A 21,467-nucleotide genomic window follows, 5' to 3' on the forward strand; every position below is an offset into this window, starting at 1 on the left:
CTGGCGATGACCTAGAACAGGGCATTCACGCCTTCCTGAATCATCGTCAGGTCTGCCGCGACCGCGGCGGTCGCGTGGAGGCCAGGGGCGATGAAGCCGAGCCAGCGTAGGAGGATGTTACGGCGCGGCTCGTCGCGGGCCAGTTCCGCCTGCACCTGTTCGGCGGCCACGACCAGTTCCGCCCCGTCCTCGTAGTGCTCCTCGTTGCGGCGGAGTTCGTCCAGCAACAGGCCGACCGCAGTGCGCAGTTCCGCGACGGCCTCGGCGTGCTCGGCCGGCGTCTGAGTGCCAGTCACCGTGGCACGGCCCAAGGCGACCGTGCTCTGCTCGATCCGCACATCCCGGCCGGCCTGGATGCCGCTGACGTGCCCTGCCTCCCTACGCGCCCCGTGATCCGACATCACGTCACCTCTGTTTTACCGGCTGCGGGTTGTTCCACTGATGGCCGTTGCCTCCGGCACGCACGCTGGAGCCCTTGATAGAGATGTCGCGCCCCGCGAACAGACCGGAGTTGTAGATGGAAGTCTGCCGCTGGATCAGGTCACTGGAGTCAATGTTGTGGTCCTCCAGAAACTGCACGAGGGCGTCCAGAACACGGTGCTCGATCGTCTTGGCGTACAACTCCCGGTCCAGCGCCTGGAAGTACCGGTAGAAGAGCCAGTCGCTCGCCTCCTCCCGGAGACTGAACTCCGCACCGTAGTCGAAGGACCGCAGGCGGATCCAACGCTCCTGTCGGCGTTGTTCGCGGCGCCTGGCGAGCGGCGCGAAGAGGTCTTTGAAGATCGCGAAGGGCGCACGGACCAGCAGGATGGGGGTGCGTACTGCGGCCTCGGCAACCAGCTGGCACCACTGCCGGAAGGTGGGTGAATCCAGCAGCCTGTCCACGGTCCGGTACTTCTCTCGCACAGGCGCGAGCAGACAGTTGCTGCCCTCGATGAACGCGGTGTCGCGGCCGGACAGCAGCGTGCATCGCAGGAACAGGGTGCTGACTAGTTCGCCGCTCCAGCCGGTGACCCGGATCGCCAGATAGGGTCGCGCCCGGCCCTTGCCGTCCTCCCGCAGCTCGCGCATGAGGGCGTCCGAAACCTGCGCCCCGGGCGGTCCGGCCAGGTTGCGCAGCACCTCGCCGCGGGTGCGGTCGTCGATTCCGATCAGCAGGTCGGACCCGTTGACCAGGAGCACATCGGAGATGTCCATGCCCGGCAGTTTGAGGGACCCGACCCGGGCGGAGATATGGGCGTTGAGCTCGTGGATGGTGAACGGGATGACTTGCTTGCCTGTCTCGGGACGTCCGGTGTTCAGGGCAAACGACCAGGTTCTGAAGGTCTCGCCGTGCCCGACGAAGGGCTCGAAGCGCGAGGAGACTATGACGTTGCCGCGGTCACGGAGTTCGATGGCCTGAAGGCGTGCGGCATCCTTGGCCCCTGGTGGTCGGGGGGCGTACTTCGGGTCGAAGTTTTCCCGCTTCAACTTCCGGGAGACGACGCCGTAGTGCACCGACAGCAATTCGGCGGCCACTACCACCCAGGCCACGAGCAGACCCAGGAGAAGAGATACACCGAAGGTGAGCGGCAGAGTGCTCACCATGACGATCAGCAGGAGGACGAGTATGACATCGCGCCGCCGCTGACGAGCGTGAGCGGCCAGGGCGTGCCGCAACACGCAGCCAAGGTCCACACCGGGCGAGGAAGCAGCGGCACGCCGCGGCTCGTGCACGATCCGGTCCACAGCCTTGCGAGCGAGCCCGATGTCGGTGTGCATCGCAGCGCACAGGTACCGGGTGACATCGTAGGAGAAGTGAGGGGGTGCCCCCGCCGCCAAAGGCGGCTGCGGCTGCGGAGGAGGAGAAACCGGCGTACGCGCCGTATCGGGCGCGGGCCGAGCGGGCCACGCGGGCGGCGGAGGAACAGGTGGGCGGCCTCGAGGTGCGCCGCCGTGTGGGTCGACGGACGGGTTCATCGCTTCTGCCTTAGAGAGTCGTTGAATTGCGCCACTTGCGCGTTGACACATTGCGCGTGATCGGCAGATCGCCCAGGCCATGCCTATTTTACTCTAATTTACACACTTTTTCTCGACTTCGATTCCCGCGAGACCGGAGGTCACAGGAGACCAAGCGGTGGCTGCACCGGAGGCCCCGCGTTCCGCGCCAGCAATAGGTCCGCGGCTTGTCCACAGTGACCAGGCACGCCAAGAAGCGGGCCAGAAGGCCACGTGCGCCCGGAGTCCGGGCGAAGTCCATTCCGGACCGGGGGGTGAAGGGCGATACCGATGTGAGGGCAGGCTTCTCGCCCAAGTCTGCGTCACGGGTGATGCGTTCGGCCTGGAGGCGTTCTCCCGAGACAGAACACCTAGAGAAAGACACCGCGGTCTGGGCGGGAACGAAAGTCGTGCCTCAGGTGCCGACCTGAAGGTCGTATGACGCCCGTTTAGGCGGCCCCGCGCTGGCAGACGGGCCGCACCAGATTCTCCGTGCGGCCCGTCGCCGTCGGGTTTCCGGCAGATCACTGTACGGGTGAGCAAGACGGTGGTGTCTCCGTGCTGGCGTGGCTCGGAGGCACTCACGACGACGGGGCCGGTGAACGTCTGGATCTGGTCTCCTTGGCTCAGGTCCCGGTGCTGCCTTGTGCGGCGGTCGTCCGTACGCGGGTACTGCTCCTGGACCTCGCGCAGCGAGAGGTCGTGCCAGTCCATACGCAGCAGGCCGGCCGCGGCGGGGAATGCGCTTCGCCTTCGACCACAGCCCCTCCACCTGTCGACGCCCAGAGCGTCAAGACCGCTCCCGGCATGCCCACCGACACCCGGGGCACCGACGCAGGCAAGAAGGTCGTGGGCCGCAAACGCAGCATCGTTGTCGACACCCTCGGCCTGTGACTGCTGGTCATGGTGACGGCCGCCAGCGTCTCCAACAACGAGGCTGGCAAGCAGCTCTTCACCCGCATCGCCGCCGACCACCCCACGATCACCAAGGCCTCGGTCGATACCGGCTACAAAACCCAGGCCATCGAACACGGAGCGGCCTTTGGCATTGACGTCGTCCCGCGGAACACCCAAGTCAAGGGCCATTCCGTGGTCCCGAGACCCTGGGTGGTGGAAGGAACTTCGGATGGATCATGATGCACCGCCGCCTCGCCCGGGACTACGAGACCAGACCCGCCCATTCCGAGAGCATGATCCGCCCTCGCGATGATCTCCAACCCCGCGACACGAGCAACCGGCGAAACACCAATTAATTGGTGCAAAATATGAACTATAATCTCTTCAACCAGAACGTCCTCTGACAGCCGCTGCATCAGACCGGACATCGGATCAGCATTGTGATCGATCGGGATTCCGGGGTCGGGTGCGCCCCACCAGGCCGACCGCCGTTGGTCGCAGCCACCCAGGTGGCGTACCGGCCGAGCGGAAGGCATGCGGTGTGACGTGGACGCTGCCGGAGCCGATGCTGACTACTCCCGTGCCCGGGCCCGATCTGCGGCCGGGCTGTGCGGCGAGCCGGAATTTTGGATGGGGTTTCGTTCTGTCCGTTGTCCACTGCGGGCATGGGTCAGGGCCCTCCGGTGTGAAGGGCCCTGGACCAGTGGCGGCGTCGGTTCTGCCAGCCGCACCCCGACCCGGTCGCGAACGCGTCCTCCAAGCTTGCGATGCGGCCCTGGTCGGCGATGCGCAGGGCGGGCGCCGTGTCCGGGATCGCCCGCGCCGCGAGCGCCGCCCGTCACGGCCTCAAGCTCTTCTCTCAGCTGCTGGTTCTCCAAGGTAATCCGCTGGATATGGCAGGCGGCGAGTGTCGCCACCAGGCACACAGGTCAGGACCAGAGAGACTTCGGTGGCCTGCCACGCCGTGTCTTACCTCCGCACTCGCCGGCGATGACTTCTTTTCAGGTCACGCGCTGTCGGCGGGCAGCGTCGGGTAGTCGGTGTAGCCGCGGTGGTCGCCGCCGTAGAAGGTGGCCGCATCGGGGGTGTTGTAGGGGCCGCCGGCTGCGAGGCGGGCGGGCAGGTCCGGGTTGGCCAGGAACAGCGCGCCGAAGGCGATGATGTCCGCGGTGCCGTCCGTGATGTGGGCGAGAGCGCCGGGGCCGGTGGTCTCGGGGTGCGTGAAGGGGTTGAGGATGAACGCCGTCGGCCAGTCCTTGCGCAGCCGGGCGGTCAGGTCACGGTCCGGGCTCTCGACCAGGTGCAGGTAGGCGAGGCCCAGCCGGGCGAGAGCGGCGATCAGGGTGGCGTAGGTCTCCAGCACGTCCGCCGGGTCGGTCTCGGCGATGTCGTTGTAGGGGTTGCCGGGGGAGATACGGAAGCCGGTCCGGTGGCTGCCGATCGCCTCCGCGACGGCCGTGGCGACCTCGATACCGAAGCGGGCCCGGTCCGCGGCGCCGCCTCCCCAGCTGTCGGTGCGCAGATTGGTGTTGGGGGCGAGGAACTGGTGGATCAGGTAGCCGTTCGCCCCGTGGATCTCCACGCCGTCGAAACCGGCGGCGATCGCGTTGCGCGCGGCGTCGGCGTAGTCGGCGATCGTCTGGGTGATGTCGTCCTCGTCCAGTTCCTTCGGCGTGACGTAGTCCTGGGGGCCCTGATAGGTGAACACCTGGCCCGCCGCCGCGACGGAGGAGGGGGCGACGGGGATGATTCCGTCGGGCAGCAGGCTGGGGTGGCTGATCCGGCCGGTGTGCATGAGCTGCGCGAAGATCGTGCCGCCCTGGGCGTGGACGGCGTCGGTCACGTTCCGCCAGGCGTCGACCTGCTGGGTGGAGTGCAGGCCCGGGGTGTTGGTGTAGCCCTGGCCGCCCGCCGACGGCTGGATGCCCTCGGTGATGATCAGGCCGGCGCTCGCGCGCTGGGCGTAATAGGTCGCCATCAGCTCCGTCGCCGTGGCTGCGGGAGCGTCGGCGCGGCTGCGGGTCATCGGTGCCATAGCGATGCGGTTGGCGAGCGTCTTGCCGCTCAGGTCGATCGGGTCGAACGCGGTGGTCATGGCTGCTTCCTTCGAAGAATGGGTCGGGTGAAAACGGCAGGCGGCAGCGCGGTCCTGCGAGGTGTCGGGGAACTGGTGATCGACAGAACTGAGACCTCAGTAATCCCCATGCCGCTGGTCAGAGGCGCTTTCTGCTGTGCCGATCGCCTATCGGGCGGCCTGCTTCACGAGGGCGTGGGCCTAGGTGAGCGGGACGTCCGCGACGGCCTTGAGGTGGCTGAACGTCTCGAGGGAGTACCGACCGTGGTAGCGGCCCATGCCGCTTTCGCCGACGCCGCCGAAAGGCAGGCCGGGCATGAGCAGTTGCATCACCGGCTGGCCCCAGGCGACGCCGCCGGAGGACGTCTCGTTCACCAGGCGCGCCTTGGTGGCCTCGGAGGTGGTGAAGGCGTAGAGGGCGAGGGGCTTGTCGCGTTCGTTGATGAAGGCGATGGCGGCGTCGAGGTCGGCGACTTCGACGACGGCGAGGATCGGGCCGAAGATCTCCTCCTGCATGACCGGCGACGCGGGGTCGACATCGGTCAGCACGGTCGGTGCGATGAACAGGTCGTCACGGTCGTGCCGGCCTCCCACCGCCGCACGGCCGGAATCCAGCAGACGGGTGAGCCGGTCGAAATGCCGTTCGTTGATGATCCGGCCGAAGTCGGCTGAGGTCTGCGGAGTGGGACCGAACTGGGCGTCGACCGCCGCGCGCAGGGCGGGGACCAGTGCGGCGGCGGTGGCAGGATCGGCCAGAACGTAGTCGGGGGCTATGCACTGCTGCCCCGCGTTGCCGAACTTGGCGCCGACCAGCCGCTTCGCGGTCTCGTCCACGTCGGCGTCGGGCGCCACGAAGACCGGCGACTTGCCCCCGAGTTCGAGCGTGACGGGGGTGAGGTGCTTGGCCGCTGCGGCCATGACGATCCGGCCGACGGTGCCATTGCCGGTGTAGAAGATCTGGTCGAAACGCTGCGCCAGCAGGGCCGTGGTCTCCTCGGCGCCCCCCTCGACGACGGTGAGCACGTCGGCGTCGAAGTACTCACGCAGGAGACGTGAGGCGACCGCCGAGGTGTGCACCGACATCTCGCTCGGCTTGGCCACCACGGTGTTCCCGGCGGCCAGCGCGCCGATGATGGGGTCGATGAGAAGGTGCAGCGGGAAATTCCAGGGAGCGATCACCAGGACGACCCCGAGCGGGTCGTACGTGGTGTAGGCCGTGGTCGTGGGACCGAAGTGGGCGGGAACCTCCACCGGCCGAGGCTCAAGCCAGCTCTCGAGGTTCGCCAGTGCCTCGTCGATGTCGGCGACGGTGAAGTCGATCTCCTGCATCTTCGCCTCGGCGGCGTTCTTCCTCAGATCCGCCCAGAGCGCCTCGATCAGTTCCTGCTCGTTCTCGACCAGCAGGGCCCGCAGCCGCTGCAACTGGCTCACGCGCCAGTCCAATGGGCGGGTGACACCGGTGTTGAACGTCGCACGAAGGCGGCCCACCACCTCCGCGGCCGGTTCACTCTGATGCGTCCTCGACTCGATCCCCTGTGTCGCGCTCATGGGATGTACTCCGTTCTTGATCCAGGCCACGCCCCGGCCGTCTTCCAGCCGGGCACAGTGGCCAGCGTGCTGGACGATCCGGCATCCACCCAGGTCACGGCTTTGCGTACGTGCGCCGTGCCTACCACTGGTTGGGTCAGGAAGGTGTGCGTCCGACCGTGGATACTCGAGGCATGGACGAATACCCCCAACCGGTGCACGAGCCCGCCACCGGCGCGCTGGACCCGCGTGCCGAACTCAGCGAGTTCCTGCGCACCCGACGCGCCCGGCTGAAGCCGGAGGACGTGGGACTGCCGGACTACGGGCGGTACCGGCGGGTGCCGGGACTGCGCCGCGAGGAGCTCGCGCAGCTGGCCGGGGTGTCCGTGGCGTACTACACCCGCCTGGAGCAGGGCAACGGGCAGCACGTGTCGCCGGAGGTCCTCGACGCCATCGCCCGCGCGCTGAGGCTGAGCGACGCCGAGCACGCCCACCTCACGCACCTGGCGAAGCCGAAACAGAAGAAGAAGCCTGCCGGCCGCGCCCAACAGGTGCGGGGCCCCCTGCGGACGCTGCTGGACACCATGGACGGTGTTCCGGCGATCCTCGTGGGGCGGCGCTCGGACATCCTCGTCTGGAACCGGATGGCCGCGGCGGTCTTCGGCGACTGGGCCGAGCTGCCGACGCGGGAGCAGAACTGGGCGCGGCTGGTGTTCCTGAGGCCCGAGTACCGCGACCTGTTCGTGGACTGGGAGCACAAAGCGAGCGACGTCGTCTCCCAGCTGCGCATGGACGCCGGCTCCCATCCGGACGACCCCCGGCTGTCCGCGCTGGTGGGCGAACTCTCCGTGAAGAGCGAGGAGTTCAGGCGGCTGTGGGCCACCCACAACGTCAAGGAGAAATGCCACGGCATCCAGCGCCTGCACCACCCGCTCGTCGGCGAACTCGATCTCCGCCTCGAGTCGTTCCACCAGGCCGACGCCCACGAGCAGATGCTGGTGACCTACCACGCCGAACCGAACTCCCCGTCGGCGGAGGCTCTGCGACTGCTGGCCAGCTGGGGCGCGGATGCGACCCGGGCGGGAACGAGCACGTCGTCGGCACGCACCGGTTGATGAACTCCCCTTGATCATCGGTAGTCGGCTGCGCGCCACGCCCAGAGTCCTTTCGCACGCCAGACGACTCCGGGGGGTGTCGGATTCAGGACGGCCCGGGTGGCGCGGGCGTGCTGCGGTTGGGCAGTGGAAGAACGGTGCCGCCGCTGCGCAGGGCGTCGTTTTCGAGAGCCAGCTGGCGGATGGCCTCCTCGTACAGAGTGAGAGTGCGGCGCAGGTCGGTGTTCTCCTTCCGCAGCCGGCTCAGGTTGGCTTCCGTATGCGCGTCGGATCCGGAGGGTTTAGTCGGCGTCGCAGGCTGGGCCTGCGCCGGGATGCGGGGCCGGAAGTGCACGTCGATCAGGTCGGCGTAGTGCCGGTGGAAGGTGGCGTGCGGGATGTCCAGGAGCCGCTCGATCGCGGTCACGGTGGGGCGCGAAACGCACCCCCAGCGCGTGCGCGAAATCCCGGCAGCGGCAACTCCTCGAACCGGAACACGCACTGCGGCCGTCCTCACCGGTGAACCGCACCACCGGCGCCCCGCCGTCCTCGGGGAACTCCACGGTCGGGGGCGGCTCGTAGAAGCCGCCGGGAACAGCCTCCGCACGGCCGCGACCCGCGCGGGGGTGTCTCCTCGCTCACGCGGCCACCACCGACCGCTCCAGCCGGCCCTCGTCGCTGAAGCCCACCGGCTCCCAAGCCCCCTCCGGCACCAGTTCAAGCCGGATACCCATCTCCAGCTCCTGCAAGGTGTGCAGATAGAGCGCCGTGGTCGTCGCCGGCCGGTGACCGAGCCTGATCCGCACCCAATTCAGCGGATCACCGAACACCCGCTGATACGTCAGCCGCTGCTGCTCGTTCATCTCGCCCAGCGCCTGCAGATGGCCTCGCCACAGCAACTCCAGCGTGATCACCGCGTACGAGTGCCGCAGCATGTACGACGTCGCCCCCACGTCTACGCCCTGGGCACGGCACCGTGCGTTGGCGTCGGCGAAGACCTGCTTCCACCCGGACATCGTCATCGGCAGGCCCCACTGGTTCAGCCACACCATCGCCGGCTCCCACCCCCATCGGCCGTCGCCACCAGCGGCCGGCGCCGCTCCTCCGCATCCAGGCGGGACACCGGCACCCGCCGGCCACCCACCCTCACCCGGGGCCCGGCCGGGTCCTCCACCAGTAGCGACCGGCGCGTCGGGATGTAGAAGCCGCGCGAGCGCCCATAGTCGAGCATCTCGGCCCGGTCCCACTCCATGTAGTCGCGCACATCCCGCAGCACCGGCGCCGGCACCGGCCAGTACAACGCCCGGCCCGACCTCCCCTTGGAAAATCGCGTGCGGCAGCACCGCTCGCGCGTTGACGATCCCCGACGCCGCAGGCGGCAGCTCCGGTAGATCGAACACCGTCAGCGCCGAGTGCTCGCACAACCGCAGCCCCGTACGGACCATCGAATCCGCGTACGCCGCGTTCCGCGCCGCCCATCTCCCACGGAACCCGCGCCTCGGCATCTCCTTCGAGTCAAAGCCGCACAGCCCGCCACTGCGCCAAAGCCGATACGACTTCGGTGGCAGCCACTTCACGTCGCGCCCTGGCCCCCTGTGCGACGTCTCGGCTGGCACTTGCCGCACCATCGTGCCGCCGGCCCCGCCCCGCCACGGAGACCACACCGAAGCCGCGCGCTGACGGATGGGATTGGCCCGGACAAGGTCCTGCTCGATCGCCCACAGGTAGAACTGGTTGACAGTGGACACCTCCCGGTCCCAACTCGTGTCCTCCAAACGAGGTCCACGCTCATCACGACGCCGCCACCACTCGTACGCCGCCCGGTCGTCCATGGACGCATCACGCCAGTCATTCCGCCTGCCTCACGCGAACCACAGGAAGTCGAAGTACGTGCGCAGGTCCCGGGCATGGGCGGCCTGGGTGTTCCACGGCGAAGACGCCGGCCACACCGAGAAGTACCGGTTCAGCGCCACGTCGTACACGCCCGCCGGACTGATCAGGAACGGCTGCCCCTCGGGTACACCCAGATCGTCCAACCCCTCACCGAGATCGGCGAACAGGGCGCTGAACTCCCCGCATGAACGGGGTCTCTTCGCGCGGCAACGCCAGGTGTCCACGGGTGAAATCACTCGCCAACCGGTGATCGACATGACGCTGGACGACAGTCCGTGGACAGCTCAACAGCGCATAACCGAAGTGGGACGGACTCCGGGCTCTGGTGTCCGTCGACGCGGGTCGGGTGGTGCTGTGCTCGAGGCGCGGCACTGAGATGGCTCCGGCGTTTCCGGAGGCCGTGGGCGGGGCCGTGTCGCTGCCGGACGCGACCGCGTTGGACGGGGTAAGCGACCTGTGGGGGTGTCTCAGACCCAAGGTGTGTCAGGAGGCGCAGCTCCCACAGGCGAGACGTGACGGGCGCGGCCATGTGCCGCAGCGGCCGCTCAGAGGTGGCCGTCCAGGAACTTCCGTATCTCGGTGATGGTCATGGGCCCCGTGCCGTGCGCCACCGCCTCTCCCTCCTTCAGCAGGACGCAGGACGGGGCACCGGTGATTCCGTATCGCTCGGTTGCGGCCGGACAACGCGTGATGTCGGCGCGGACGGCCGTCAGGCGGCCTGTGTAGTCGTCGGCGATGCCACCCACGACGAGGTCCATCACCCGGCAGGGCTCGATCGCCTTGGGCCATGTCCCGGTGAAGTATGCGAGGACCGGAACTCCGCTCATCCCGAGGATGAAGTTGAACTCCGCGTCCTCACGGGGTCGGTGAACCTGATTCGCCATGGAAGCTCCTGACCTCACATTCCGTCGTTCCCCCCATCATCCCTCGCGCGGTGTGCCAGGCCGGCCCGGTCTGTCGTCCGGTCGACCTGTGGGAAGGGAGACACGGGGCCGTCGCAGAACCACGGTGGTCCCCGGCGCGAGCGGCCCGCCCCCCGCCCCTGGTGACCCGGGCTGGCCGCCTCGCCGGTCACCCAGGTGCAGCGCGCCGCGCGCCCGTGGGGCAGCTCGTGCCAGGACAGCGCCCTCCACGACGACATGAAAGCCGTCTTCCAGGGCGTAGCAGCCGAGTTCACCGACCAGATGCTCGATGGACGCGTCGACGAGCGGGCCGGTGCGCATCGTCCACCGGATCCAGTCGAGCCGTATCCGCCACCGCGCTTCTCAGAGACAGCGCCCCGACGAGCTTCCTGAGGCCTTGTCCGGTCTTCACCTCAACCTCCGGTGTCGGCCGACTGATGCCGCTCTTCCCCGGGCCGCATGAGCCGGCTGATGGCACCGAGAACGGGGCACGATTCCTGGACCGCTCACGGACGCGGTCGTGGACGGTCGAAGTACGCGTCAGCTGCCCCGAAGACCGACCGCGAGCGTCAGTTCAAGGACCCGGTGTGGCGATGCGAGATCCGGAAACAGCTCCCGCAGCTGCGACATCCGGTACCGGACCGTCTGGGGATGGACGAACAACGCCGCCGCCACCTCGTCCCGCCTGCCCTGGTGCAGCAGCCACGCCCGCAACGTCTCCTCCAGCCGCCGCGCGGTCGCGACAGGCAAGGTCCGCAACGGTGCGAGGGCTCGGGCACGCAGGTCCGCGTACGCGTCCGCGTCGGCGCTCAGCACCAGTTCGGGCAGGTGGTCCTCGGTGTCGCGAATATCAGAGGAGAGGGAGCGCGCGCGTACGGCTCGTGCGTACGAGGCGGACGCACGAGTCCAGGGCCGGGCCGGGCCGACCACGGCGGTGCGGTCGGTCAGCTGCCGCAAGATATGTGATCGGTCGGCATCGGGGACGAGCAGCACACCGGTCGCGTCCGGCAGATCGTCGAGGACGAGGGTGCTCGGGTCGAGCGCGCGGTAGGCAGGCCGGGCCTGGGCGGCTGGCAGCAGGACCGCGGTCAGCGAAACCGGAGGCTGCCACCCGGCCCGTTGAACAGAGGCCAGCAGCACGTCCGGGCTCGCGTCGGCGAGGAGGTCGCGGGCCAGGTGCTCCAGGTGGCGCTCGTGGGCCCTGCCCCGGACTGCCAGTTCGTCGGCGTGGCCCGCGGCGCTCGCGGCGGAGAGCTCGTCGATGTAGGCGAAGGTCAGCTCGGCGAACTTGGCGACCTCGGCGGCGGGCAGACCTGCGGGTACGGCACCCGCTGCCAGGCATCGCCAGGCCACGCGGGCGCCGACGCGGTAGGCGCTGAGCAGAGCGTCCATCGAACGGCCGTCGCGCACCTCACCGCGGCCCAGCTCGTAGGCCGCGTCACCGGCGTCACCGCCTGTGGCGTTCCCGCTCGCGATGTCCAGGTAGTGCCCCAGGGCGGTGCGGACGGCTCGGCGGATGGTGCCGCCCATGCTGCCCGAAAGGGCGTTGGCGTAAGGAGGGACCTCGTCGATGATCGCCTGGACGACCTCGTCGGCGGTGGCCTTCAGCGCGGCCCGAAGCGCGGTGACCGTCGTCTCATCCAGGGCCATTTCGCTGGCCCTCCTGATTGTATGGCTCACGTTTTGTTCCCTGCGAACAATTCAGCCGACCAGATTTACGTCCTGCGGTCAGGACTTTACGCCTTGAGGCGCAGCAAGCTGTAGTCATGACGAGTACAGCCCTCCGCAGCAGGGCGTGGAAACTGCTGGAGATGGTTACGACGCCGCTGCTGCCGTCGGACTACCTCGACCTGGTCAGCCCGCTGCGTGGAGGCGCCGACCTGCGTGGGCGCATCGAGGCCGTGCACCCAGAGACGGGTGACGCCGCGACCATCGTGATCAGGCCGGGACGGGGCTGGCGCGGCCACACAGCCGGTCAGTACGTGCGGATCGGGGTCGACGTCGACGGGGTGCGCCTGTGGCGCGCCTACTCCATCACCTCGCCGACGAACCGCCAGGACGGCCGCGTCACGATCACCGTGAAGGCGATCCCGGACGGCAAGGTCAGCAACCACCTGGTCCGCAGGGCGAAACCGGGCACGCTGATCCAGCTCGACCAGCCGACCGGTGACTTCGTGCTGCCGCAGGCCAAGCCCGCCAAGGTGCTCTACCTGACGGCCGGCAGCGGCATCACGCCCGTGATGGGCATGCTGCGCGACATCGAGTTCGACGACGTCGTCATGGTCCACTGCGCGCCACAGCCGCAGGACGTGATCTTCCGCAACGAACTGCACGAGCTGGTCGCGGACAAGAAGCTGCGGCTCACCGAGGTGCACACCGACACGGACGGCATGCTCGACATCGCCCGTCTCGACGAACTCGTGCCCGACTGGGCCGAGCGCGAGACCTGGGCCTGCGGGCCCGCGGGCCTGCTCGACGCTGCCGAGGAGCACTGGACCGAGCACGCCGTACAAGAGCGCCTGCACACCGAACGCTTCCGCCCCAACATCGTCGTCACCGGTGACGGCGGCGAGGTCACGTTCAGCGCCACCGGCAAGACCGTCGACGCGGACGGCGCCACGCCGTTGCTGGACATCGGCGAGGAAGCCGGCGTGCTCATGCCCTCCGGGTGCCGCATGGGCATCTGCTTCGGCTGCGTCACGCCGCTCAAGGCGGGCGCCGTCCGCGACCTGCGCACCGGCGAGATCACCGAGGCCGAGCCGGGCGTCCTCATCCAGACCTGCGTGTCCGCCGCGGCGGGCCCCTGCGACATCGAACGGTAGGAGCACCTTGACCGCCATCGACCCCACCGCCCACCTGACCGCGGAGCAGATCGAGGAGCTCGGCCGCGAACTGGACGCGATCCGCGACGAGGTGATCGCCGGCCGCGGCGAGAAAGACGCCGCCTACATCCGTAAGGTCATCTCGGCACAGCGCAAGCTCGAGCTGGTCAGCAGGGGCGTGCTGCTCTTCTCGATCTTCCCGCCCGCGTGGCTGCTCGGCACCGCCGGTCTGTCCGTGGCGAAGATCATGGACAACATGGAGATCGGCCACAACGTCCTGCACGGCCAGTGGGACTGGATGCGAGACCCGAAGATCCACTCCACCACCTGGGAGTGGGATCACGCCTCGCCGTCCGAGCAGTGGAAGCACTCGCACAACGAGCTGCACCACACGTACACCAACGTGATCGGCAAGGACAACGACCTCGGCTACGGCATCATGCGCGTCGACGAGGACCAGAGGTGGCACCCGTTCCACCTCGGCCAGCCGCTGTGGAACTTCATCAACGCCTGCTTCTTCGAGTACGGCATCGCAGCGTACGACCTGGAACTCGCCAAGAACCTGCACAAGCGCCGCCGCAAGAACCCGGAGTTCCGCGCGCGGGCCAAGGCCGTGGGCCGCAAGATCCGCAAGCAGGTACTCAAGGACTACGTGATCCACCCGCTGCTGTCGGGCCCGTCGTTCCCCACCACGCTCGCCGCCACGTTCACCGCGAACCTGGTCCGCAACATCTGGACCCACTCGGTGATCATGTGCGGGCACTTCCCCGAGGGCGTGCAGGTCTTCGAGCGCCACTCGATCAAGGGCGAGACGCGCGGCCAGTGGTACCTCCGCCAGATGATGGGCTCGGCGAACATCAGCGGAAGCAGGGCCATGCACTTCATGACCGGCAACCTGTCGCACCAGATCGAGCACCACCTGTTCCCGGACCTGCCGAGCAACCGGTACGCCGAGGTCGCGGTGAAGGTGCGCGCGCTGTTCGACAAGTACGAGCTGGAGTACGTCACCGGACCGCTCCCCAAGCAGGTGTTCTCCGCGTGGCACAAGGTCTTCCGGCTCTCGCTGCCGAACAAGAAGCCCAAGGCCCAGGCACCGGACCGCGAGCAGGAGCTCGTCGCGGCCTGATTCCCGGTATCGGTTCAGATCTTTCGGCCCTACCGGCGGCACCGCCGGGTTCGGTGAGATCCGTTGCGGACGGTGGGCGGCCGCGACATCAGCGCGGTGGGTGTTCGAGGTTGGCGCTCAGCCGTTGGTGTAGCGAGTTCTGCGTTGACGCGCTCGACATTGACGGCGATGGCGGTGAGGACGTGTTGGACGTGGGTCTTGGTTGGCTGCGATAGCGGATTTGTCGCATGCCGTGGCCGTTGACGGTGCTCTCGATGCCGGCGCGCATCGCGTAGTTCGCCTTCCAGGAAGTGGTCTGCTGGGCGGCTCGGGCGGCAGCCTGCCGCTCGTAGAGCTGCTGGGGCAGGAAGTTCAGCTGCCGTCGGTCGCCGCGGGTGCAGCTGGACTTGACCGGGCACTGGCCGCAGTCCTCCTTGGCAAACCTGACCCGGGTATAGGGGGCGATCGACAGCGGCGTCGACCATTCCCGGCTCGGTTGGCCCTGCGGGCAGACGACCTGTTGTCGTTCCCAGTCGATGGAGAGCGCGTCGCGGTCGAACACGTTGCCCTGGCGTGACTGGCGGGCCCGCTTCTTCCGGGCCGGTCCCACCAGGGTGATCCCGTGCTCGCGAGCGGATTGGTCCTGCTGGACTACAGAGGTGTAGCCGCCGTCGACCAGGTGCTCGTCAGGCAGAAGGTCCCGCTGGGCCAGCCGGTCATGGATGGTGGGCAGGGCCCTGATGTCGTGCAGCGCGGCCGGGGTGGTGGTCACGTTCGTGATGATGTTCACCGCGTCGTCGTCGCAGGTCTCCGTGACATGGGCCAGGAACTCCTTCCAGCGTGTGTCGTTCCGGCGGGAATACCGGGCGGTCAGGTCGTAGGGCGAGACGATCGCGGTGGACGAGGGCGGTAGTCCGGCCTCATCAGGTTCGCGCCACCGACCTCGCGCTCGCTCGTCGACCCAGTAGTTCTGGAGAAAGATCTGCCGCAGTGCCTGGACCTGCGGCCTCTGCCACAGCACGCGCAGGTAGGTGCGGACGTAGCGCAGCAAGAGATAGACGTCGTACCCGGCGTTCTTGATGCGCGTCTTCGGCTGGGTCGGGGTCCGGCCGAGCCGGCCGTCCATAGCGTTCACCCCACTCGTCCGTGACCAGCCCGACCAGCGCCTGCGGTGCCTGACGTGCGCTTTCCTCCAGGGCAGCCCGCATGGCCTCGGTGACCATCTCAAGGCGTGTCAGGTCCCGGACCGCACTCAGGATGTGGGTGGATTCGGTCCGCTGCCGCCCTCGTTCCCTGACCAGTCCGGCGGCTTTGATCCGTTCCAGGACGAGGTCGAGCAGCTTGTCCGCCCTGCCGTCTTCGGCCAGGGGGTCAGCTCCGGCACCTCCGAGCCGGAGCGGGGCCGAATGCACAACTCGGTCTCCTCCGGTGGGACGGAGCTTCACCGTGGCAGCAGCACCCACAACGCAGAGCACAGTCGGCTCGAACTGACTCCGCAAGGGCTACACCCTGGTGCGGGTTGACTTGAGCACCACCCGCCACGGCAACATCGCAGGGCACAGTTCTGGCGTTCGCGAAACCGTTGCAGGGGGCGTGATCACGGGTTCACGGAGACCACGAACACCGCGTTGAGCCGCAGAGAAGGCCCCGTGAGGGAAGACCGGATCCGACGGCCACCCATGCACCCGACCTGCCAATCTCCAAGATCCCCGACAGCGTCACCTACTCAGCACACACCCCCCGGCGCGGTGTTGTAGTGCGCTGGCCTGCTGCCGTGGTCGGGCCGGTAGTCGGGTGCTGTACGTGCACTCGGTTTGCCGGCGGGCGGGCTGGGTGGAAGGCATGGGCTGTGAGGACTGCATTATGTGACCTGCACGGGTGCCTCAGGTGCTCGGTGCCTCAACCTTGCTGTCCACGGTGTGCGTCTCCGCCTGAGCAAGCAGACACGGTCGTGGACGTCGGCTGTGGATGCGTCTCAGTGAATGCGCCGGGCGATCCCGGTCGCCCGGCGCATCAGCCATTCGAGCGGCCCTCGCGGGAAGAAACGGGACCGGATGGTGGCGAGGACGGTGACGGACGCGATGAAGCCGAGCAGGATGTACACGCACTGGACGGTCGCTTCCTCGGTGCCCAGGAGCCAGATGGCGACGATGTGGTGGACGTACGCCGTCAGCGACATCGAGCCGACCTCGATGACGAGCCCCGCCAGGCGGCGCAGCCGGGGGAAAGCGTCCATGACGGCCAGGTACACGTGCTGTCGGTGATCGGGTGGATCGTTGCGGTACGAGAGCGCGGCGCCAGGCGCCGGTTTGCAGTAGGGGCCCGGTGTGGAAGACCTGCGTCGCCGAGGCCCGCCTGCGGCTTCTGCTCGCAGTGCGCCCGGGAGCGGGAGGGGCGTGCGGCCGAGCCCACGGCGGAGGTCATCGAGGCGCGGTCGATGCGGACCGCCGTGACGGACCCGGCCTCCTCACGCGGCTACGACGGCGGCGTTCCACACACGGGCAGCCGTCTCCCGCTCCTCCAGCGACCTCATGCACTGCTGGGCGTGGCAGCCGCGCCCACCGTGGCTTCAGGCTTTCACCCCGATGTGAAGGCCGTGTTCGTAGGGATATCCGGTGAGTGTGCGAACCTGTTGGTAGCCCGCCTGCCGCAGCCATTCTTCGTAGTTTCCGGCGGGATAGGCCATGCCCTGACCACTGGCCAGGGCATTCAGATAGAGCGTGAGACGCGCCGAATACCAGCCTTCGGTTTCGTCGTCCGATGCGTTGTACCCATAGATCAAGACTTGTCCGCCGGGCGGCAGCACGTCCATGGCCTTGGCCAGAAGAGTCGTGATCTGTTCGCCGGAGAAGATTTCCAGTACATGGCTGAACAGCACCGTGTCGCTGCCAGTGGGAAAGGGATCGGCGAACAGGTCACCGGGATGCACCGTCACCCGCTCCCCGAAGGACGGGGCGGTGGCTTGCTCAGCGATGTGCGACACACTCGGTATATCGAAGATGGTCGAGGTCAGTTTCGGGTACCGGGCGGTCAGCCGAGTGCTGGTGGTGCCATCGCCGCCGCCCACGTCAAGTAGCCGACGCGTAGAGGCGAACTGCTCGCTCTCCACGAGAGCGTCGACGCTGCGCAGGGTGAAGGCGCCCATGGCACGGTGGAAGACAGCCTCCAGCCCGGGATCGTGTGCCAGACGTTGATAGAGAGTGGGTTCACTGCCCGGATGAGCGGCCAGCGCGGTGTTCGTACCGGCCCTCAGGGCTTCCGTCAGATGCGCGAAAGCGGGGTAGTACACCTCCCGCCAGCCGACCAGAATGTGCCGCCAGCTGTCCGGGGTGTCGCCGGTGAGCATGTCCTCAGCGACCCGAGAATTCATGTAGTGCCCGTCGCGCCGTTGGAGTAAGCCGGTGGTGCACACCGCGTACAACAGGACCCGGAGTGAGTGCGGTGGCAGTCCAGTGGCCCCGCGAATTTCATCGAAAGACGACAGCCCGCCGGACACGATGGTGAACAGGTCGACTTCCAGCGCGGTGACCAGGGAATTGAACAGGGCCGGAGAATTCACCAGCAGGTGGAAGCGTTCGAGGACGGCGTCGTCTTCGTCATACGTCTGTGAGGATTTCATCTTGGCGGGCACCTCCATCGGTCGGACGGTGGGTGGGGGCGGAGGCGATCTCGCGACTCTTGCAGGTGACGCCGGTGAGCGGGGCGGAGCCGGCGAGCGCACGGTAGATCATGCGGTCGGCGCCACCGTGGTCCAGTACGTAGTTGTGCAGCAGCCGGACGTTGTCCCAAACGGCGATGTCCCCCACTGCCCAACGCCAGCGCACCGTGCGCTCCGGAACCAGGGCGTGGTGCAGGAACAGGTCAAGGAGAGTGCGACCCTCCAGGTCGGACAGCCCTTCGATGGTCGACACGCAATTGGGGTTGAGAACCAGTGAACGGCGGCCGTCGGCGCGCTGGTCGACCGCGACCAGCGGATGGCTGACCGCAGGCAGCGCCAGCAGTCGGTCACGCAGGGCCGAGTCGGCGCCCGGTGCGAGCCAGTCGGCGTAGAGCAGCCGCGCGTCGTGTGCGCAACTGAGGCCCTCTGCGAGGGTGCGCAGGGGTTCTGACAGCACACTGTAGGCGCCGGCCAGATCCGCGAAGAGGGTGTCACCGCCCGTCTGCGGAAGGCGTGCGGCCTGGAGCAGTGAGTAGGTCGGCACTTCGCGCACGAAGGTGCAGTCCAGGTGCCAGTTGGTTCCGTGCCGGTTGTGGATGTCACGGCTGCGCACGTCCTCGGGACGAACGCCCCCCGTCTGGTTGGCCAGCACCTCGGGGTGGCCTGGTAGTCCCTGTTTGAGGGGATGGGCGGGCAGCACCGAGCCGAAGTGAGCGGCCAGTTCGACCAGGACCGCCGGATCGGTGGGCTGACCGCGCAGGAAGATCACCCCGTGAGTGGAGACCAGGGCCTTGAGCCGGTCCGCGGCGGCCGCGTCCACATGAGAGATGTCGAGCCCCGACAGCTCTGCGCCGATGCTTCCGGTGAGACGTTCGATCTCCCAAGTGTGGTCCGGCATGTGAGGGAGCCACCTCCTGTTCGCTGGTAGCCGTGGAGTACTGGTCAGGCGGCAGCCAGGACCACGTTCTCCATGGCGCCGCCCTGTGCCACACCCACCACGCCGCTGCGGCCGTCGGGGTAGTAGCGCGCGTACACTCCGCCCGTCCGACCACCGAAAAGGCAGGGGCTGAGGACCGGGGCAACTGAGGACCGGTAGGGCGTGGAGCCGGGTCCTGCCACCATCTCCAGCTCATAGCGGCCGGGTTCGACGTATTCCTGCACGATCGAGTCGCCGGTGGCGAGGGCGCTGGTGACCGTCGCCTCCCACTGAGGCTGGGTGCATGTACGGCCCATCACCACGCCCCGGCCCATCATGCCGACGGCCGGCTTCAGCACGAACGACTCGCGGTGCGTGGTCAGGAGACGGAGCAGGTCCACCCGGTCGCCCCGCCACTCGACCTTGCTCTCACGGGCGACTCGGGTCCAGGGAACGTACCGGGTCACGAGCCGCTGGTCGTGCCCAGCCATCCAGGGGCGGCCCTCGGAGAGCCACGCCAGCACCTTTTTGTTGGCCACCAGATAGCTGCTCTCCGGGGGGTACAGGACGCAGCCTGCGTCAAGGACGGCGTGCACTGGATCGAGCGGTTCGCCGCGGGATACCCAGTCGGCGGGTGCGAAGTAGCGCAGCGCCAGCGGGAACCTCAGATGTCCGGGCCGGCCGACCTTGTGCGGCAGGTCGCCCGGCTCCAGAACTTGCGCGTCGAAGCCGCGTTCTCTCAGATAAGCGGCCTCGCCGTCGAAGTAGCGGGTTGTCTCGCCCCGGCGGTCCACCCGATTGCCCACCAGAGCTACTGCGCGTGGCAGGCCAAGTGAGCCGCATAACTCCTCGAACAGATCGGCGCGGGCCGCGAACGGGTCGTCCACCGTGAAGGGCAGGGGCCGTCCGGGTACGCCGAACAGGCGGGTCCATGCCCGGTCGAATCCATGGGCTTCTGTGGGTCCTCCGAAGGCTCCGCTGACGTTGAATTCGAGGAAGCGGGGACCGTCGGGCCCGATGACGACGTCGGGGCGGGCCATCGCGTCGCAGTGGCGCAGCTCGAAGGCGTCGTCGTCGATGAAGAAGGGGAAGGAGTGGGTGGTGGGCCGGACTCCCAGGGCCGCAAGCCTGCCCGGCCGGTCGGGGGCGGACTCGAGCAGCGCTTGGCGCAGCAGGCCGAGTAGGCCTCGGGCTGCTGAGAACAGCTCATCGTAGGTGGCCTTGGACACGGCGAACGGCTCGAGGGGAACGGGCTGTGTGTGCACCCAGGTTCCGCAGTCGCGCAGCTCGTCGCGGAGTACCTCGACGACGTCGTCCGCCGGGCTGCGCTCGTGGTGGCGGTAGGGGCGGGCATCGAACCATCGGTGGGTTTCCGATTCCACTCGAACTAGCCTTCCTGAGATCGGGTTTGACGCGGGACGAGCGGTATCGGTGCAGCGCGCGCCCGGTGGTCACGGGAAGGGGGCGGACGGCCGCCTCGGGCCGGAATGCAGGAATGAGTCCAGATCCACGTGTTGCGCCCGCGCGATGCCGGCGGTCCGCCACGGCAGATCGCCACGGGGCGGCCGTCGGCCGTCGTGGAAGTAGACGGCTACGAACCCGCCTCGGTCGTCGAGGGCGATCATTGGATTGTCGATGAGGAAGCGGCGTACGGGCTCCGTGTCGCGCAGGACGGTCACCCGCAGTCGCTTGTGGCGGAAATGGTTGCCCGGCATGGTGACCACGGGGTGCAGCTTGCGCTTGAACTGGAAAGTGCCCTTGCTGATGAAGGGCTCGCAGCCGCCCAGGTCGACCGAGACCATGCCTTGATGTGCGGCCCACTCGAGCACGTGGATGAAGAGGGCGGTATACGTGCCCCCGCGGTAGTGGGCGGGGTTGCCGTCCGCTACGCCGACCAGCCGCAGCGTCAAGATGCCGGTGGTGGGCTCCAGCCGGCACAAGGCGCCTGCCACGGGTTCGCCGGAGTGGCTCAGGAAGAACAGCACGCCTTTACGGAAAATCTCGGTATGGGCGATTGCGCGCCGCTCCGAGCGGGTGCCCTCGCCGTGCCGGACCTGCATGGTCGGTGCGTGCATGTGGTCGTAGAAGTACGCGAAGTCGGCTTCCCGGGTGGCAACTTCAAGGGCCCAGGTGCGGCACTGGCGCTGCCGCACGAACTGCTGACGGTCCTTGCGGGAGACCCGCCCCAGGACGTCGGCCTTGTCGCCGAGCGGTACCGTGAGCGCCAGCCGGAAAGGGAGCGTGAGGGAGCGTGCTTGTGGCAGGTGACGGGCATGGTGGATGTCGTAGCCGGTGACTGCCAGGTCGGTGTGTTCCGCAGTGGGGGCGGCGAGCAGGTTACCCCAGCGGCGGCGGACGGATGTCCTCACGGCTCCGGCTGCCGGGACGCGGCGGTGCTCGAGGAAGGGCAGCGTCAGATGTACTCCCTCGGGTAGGCCCGCGTACGCCAGCTGCACCATGCCGTCGCCGCTCAGTGACTCGACCCACACTGGACGGCGCGCCGCCATGACGTCGAACAACCGGTGGGCAGTGCGGACCACCGGGCCCTCGCCGTTGCGCCAGCGGTACCCGCCCGCCGCGTACAGCCGGTCCAGCATCATCT

The 21,467-nt window shown here is 68.0% G+C and carries 18 protein-coding genes and 1 pseudogene; 4 read left to right on the forward strand and 15 right to left on the reverse strand.

Going from position 1 to position 21,467, the window contains the following annotated elements:
- Positions 1-11: 11 nt before the first annotated feature.
- Both ACW4TU_RS00220 and ACW4TU_RS00225 read right to left on the reverse strand, forming a co-directional pair.
- Positions 12-401: a hypothetical protein gene (locus ACW4TU_RS00220; protein ID WP_457423343.1), complete on the reverse strand. Its 390-nt coding sequence runs from the start codon at positions 399-401 to the stop codon at positions 12-14.
- 4 nt (positions 402-405) lie between these two features.
- The gene (locus tag ACW4TU_RS00225) at positions 406-1,761 is read right to left on the reverse strand and encodes a hypothetical protein (protein ID WP_457423345.1); all 1,356 of its coding nucleotides are present in this window, start codon (positions 1,759-1,761) and stop codon (positions 406-408) included.
- A gap of 990 nt (positions 1,762-2,751) precedes the next feature.
- Here ACW4TU_RS00225 and ACW4TU_RS00230 point away from each other — a divergent pair.
- Positions 2,752-3,246, forward strand: a pseudogene (locus ACW4TU_RS00230) (transposase); the annotation flags it as partial.
- 634 nt (positions 3,247-3,880) lie between these two features.
- Here the strand turns inward: ACW4TU_RS00230 and ACW4TU_RS00235 are convergent.
- A complete protein-coding gene (locus tag ACW4TU_RS00235; protein WP_457423347.1) occupies positions 3,881-4,969 on the reverse strand; it encodes an alkene reductase in 1,089 nt (362 codons plus the stop codon).
- 180 nt (positions 4,970-5,149) lie between these two features.
- A complete protein-coding gene (locus tag ACW4TU_RS00240) occupies positions 5,150-6,496 on the reverse strand; it encodes an aldehyde dehydrogenase family protein (RefSeq protein WP_457423349.1) in 1,347 nt (448 codons plus the stop codon).
- A gap of 173 nt (positions 6,497-6,669) precedes the next feature.
- Between ACW4TU_RS00240 and ACW4TU_RS00245 the strand changes: the two genes are divergently transcribed.
- The gene (locus ACW4TU_RS00245; RefSeq protein WP_457423352.1) at positions 6,670-7,590 is read left to right on the forward strand and encodes a helix-turn-helix transcriptional regulator; all 921 of its coding nucleotides are present in this window, start codon (positions 6,670-6,672) and stop codon (positions 7,588-7,590) included.
- Between the two features lie 85 nt (positions 7,591-7,675).
- Here the strand turns inward: ACW4TU_RS00245 and ACW4TU_RS00250 are convergent, their stop codons facing one another.
- The 5 genes from ACW4TU_RS00250 to ACW4TU_RS00270 form a co-directional block, all read right to left on the reverse strand.
- Positions 7,676-7,996, reverse strand: coding sequence for a hypothetical protein (locus tag ACW4TU_RS00250; RefSeq protein ID WP_457423354.1), 321 nt, complete (start codon positions 7,994-7,996; stop codon positions 7,676-7,678).
- Between the two features lie 211 nt (positions 7,997-8,207).
- Complete coding sequence (locus ACW4TU_RS00255) at positions 8,208-8,621, reverse strand: hypothetical protein (RefSeq protein WP_457423356.1); 414 nt, start codon at positions 8,619-8,621, stop codon at positions 8,208-8,210.
- Positions 8,622-9,431: 810 nt separating this feature from the next.
- Positions 9,432-9,686 carry a hypothetical protein gene (locus ACW4TU_RS00260; RefSeq protein ID WP_457423358.1) on the reverse strand — a complete coding sequence of 85 codons (255 nt, stop codon included), beginning with the start codon at positions 9,684-9,686 and terminating at the stop codon, positions 9,432-9,434.
- A 321-nt stretch (positions 9,687-10,007) separates the two neighbouring features.
- Positions 10,008-10,346, reverse strand: coding sequence for a thioredoxin family protein (locus ACW4TU_RS00265; RefSeq protein ID WP_457423360.1), 339 nt, complete (start codon positions 10,344-10,346; stop codon positions 10,008-10,010).
- A 558-nt stretch (positions 10,347-10,904) separates the two neighbouring features.
- Positions 10,905-12,044, reverse strand: coding sequence for a PucR family transcriptional regulator (locus ACW4TU_RS00270; protein WP_457423362.1), 1,140 nt, complete (start codon positions 12,042-12,044; stop codon positions 10,905-10,907).
- A gap of 86 nt (positions 12,045-12,130) precedes the next feature.
- Between ACW4TU_RS00270 and ACW4TU_RS00275 the strand changes: the two genes are divergently transcribed.
- Positions 12,131-13,186 (forward strand): ferredoxin reductase, encoded by a 1,056-nt coding sequence (locus ACW4TU_RS00275; protein ID WP_457423364.1) that lies wholly within the window; start codon positions 12,131-12,133, stop codon positions 13,184-13,186.
- Positions 13,187-13,193: 7 nt separating this feature from the next.
- Positions 13,194-14,312: a fatty acid desaturase family protein gene (locus ACW4TU_RS00280; RefSeq protein ID WP_457423366.1), complete on the forward strand. Its 1,119-nt coding sequence runs from the start codon at positions 13,194-13,196 to the stop codon at positions 14,310-14,312.
- An 88-nt stretch (positions 14,313-14,400) separates the two neighbouring features.
- Here the strand turns inward: ACW4TU_RS00280 and ACW4TU_RS00285 are convergent, their stop codons facing one another.
- The 6 genes from ACW4TU_RS00285 to ACW4TU_RS00310 form a co-directional block, all read right to left on the reverse strand.
- Positions 14,401-15,417, reverse strand: coding sequence for a transposase (locus ACW4TU_RS00285; protein ID WP_457430621.1), 1,017 nt, complete (start codon positions 15,415-15,417; stop codon positions 14,401-14,403).
- A gap of 849 nt (positions 15,418-16,266) precedes the next feature.
- Positions 16,267-16,527 carry a DUF418 domain-containing protein gene (locus tag ACW4TU_RS00290; RefSeq protein ID WP_457423368.1) on the reverse strand — a complete coding sequence of 87 codons (261 nt, stop codon included), beginning with the start codon at positions 16,525-16,527 and terminating at the stop codon, positions 16,267-16,269.
- A 333-nt stretch (positions 16,528-16,860) separates the two neighbouring features.
- A complete protein-coding gene (locus ACW4TU_RS00295) occupies positions 16,861-17,928 on the reverse strand; it encodes a methyltransferase (RefSeq protein ID WP_457423370.1) in 1,068 nt (355 codons plus the stop codon).
- Positions 17,888-18,847, reverse strand: coding sequence for a TauD/TfdA dioxygenase family protein (locus tag ACW4TU_RS00300; RefSeq protein ID WP_457423372.1), 960 nt, complete (start codon positions 18,845-18,847; stop codon positions 17,888-17,890). The genes ACW4TU_RS00295 and ACW4TU_RS00300 overlap by 41 nt, the downstream gene beginning before the upstream one ends.
- A 44-nt stretch (positions 18,848-18,891) precedes the next feature.
- Positions 18,892-20,247, reverse strand: a complete 1,356-nt coding sequence (locus ACW4TU_RS00305) for an ATP-grasp domain-containing protein (protein WP_457423374.1) — start codon at positions 20,245-20,247, stop codon at positions 18,892-18,894.
- Between the two features lie 69 nt (positions 20,248-20,316).
- Positions 20,317-21,465 (reverse strand): GNAT family N-acetyltransferase, encoded by a 1,149-nt coding sequence (locus tag ACW4TU_RS00310; RefSeq protein WP_457423376.1) that lies wholly within the window; start codon positions 21,463-21,465, stop codon positions 20,317-20,319.
- Between the last annotated feature and the right edge of the window lie 2 nt (positions 21,466-21,467).

Source organism: Streptomyces kryoterrae (genome assembly GCF_054072135.1).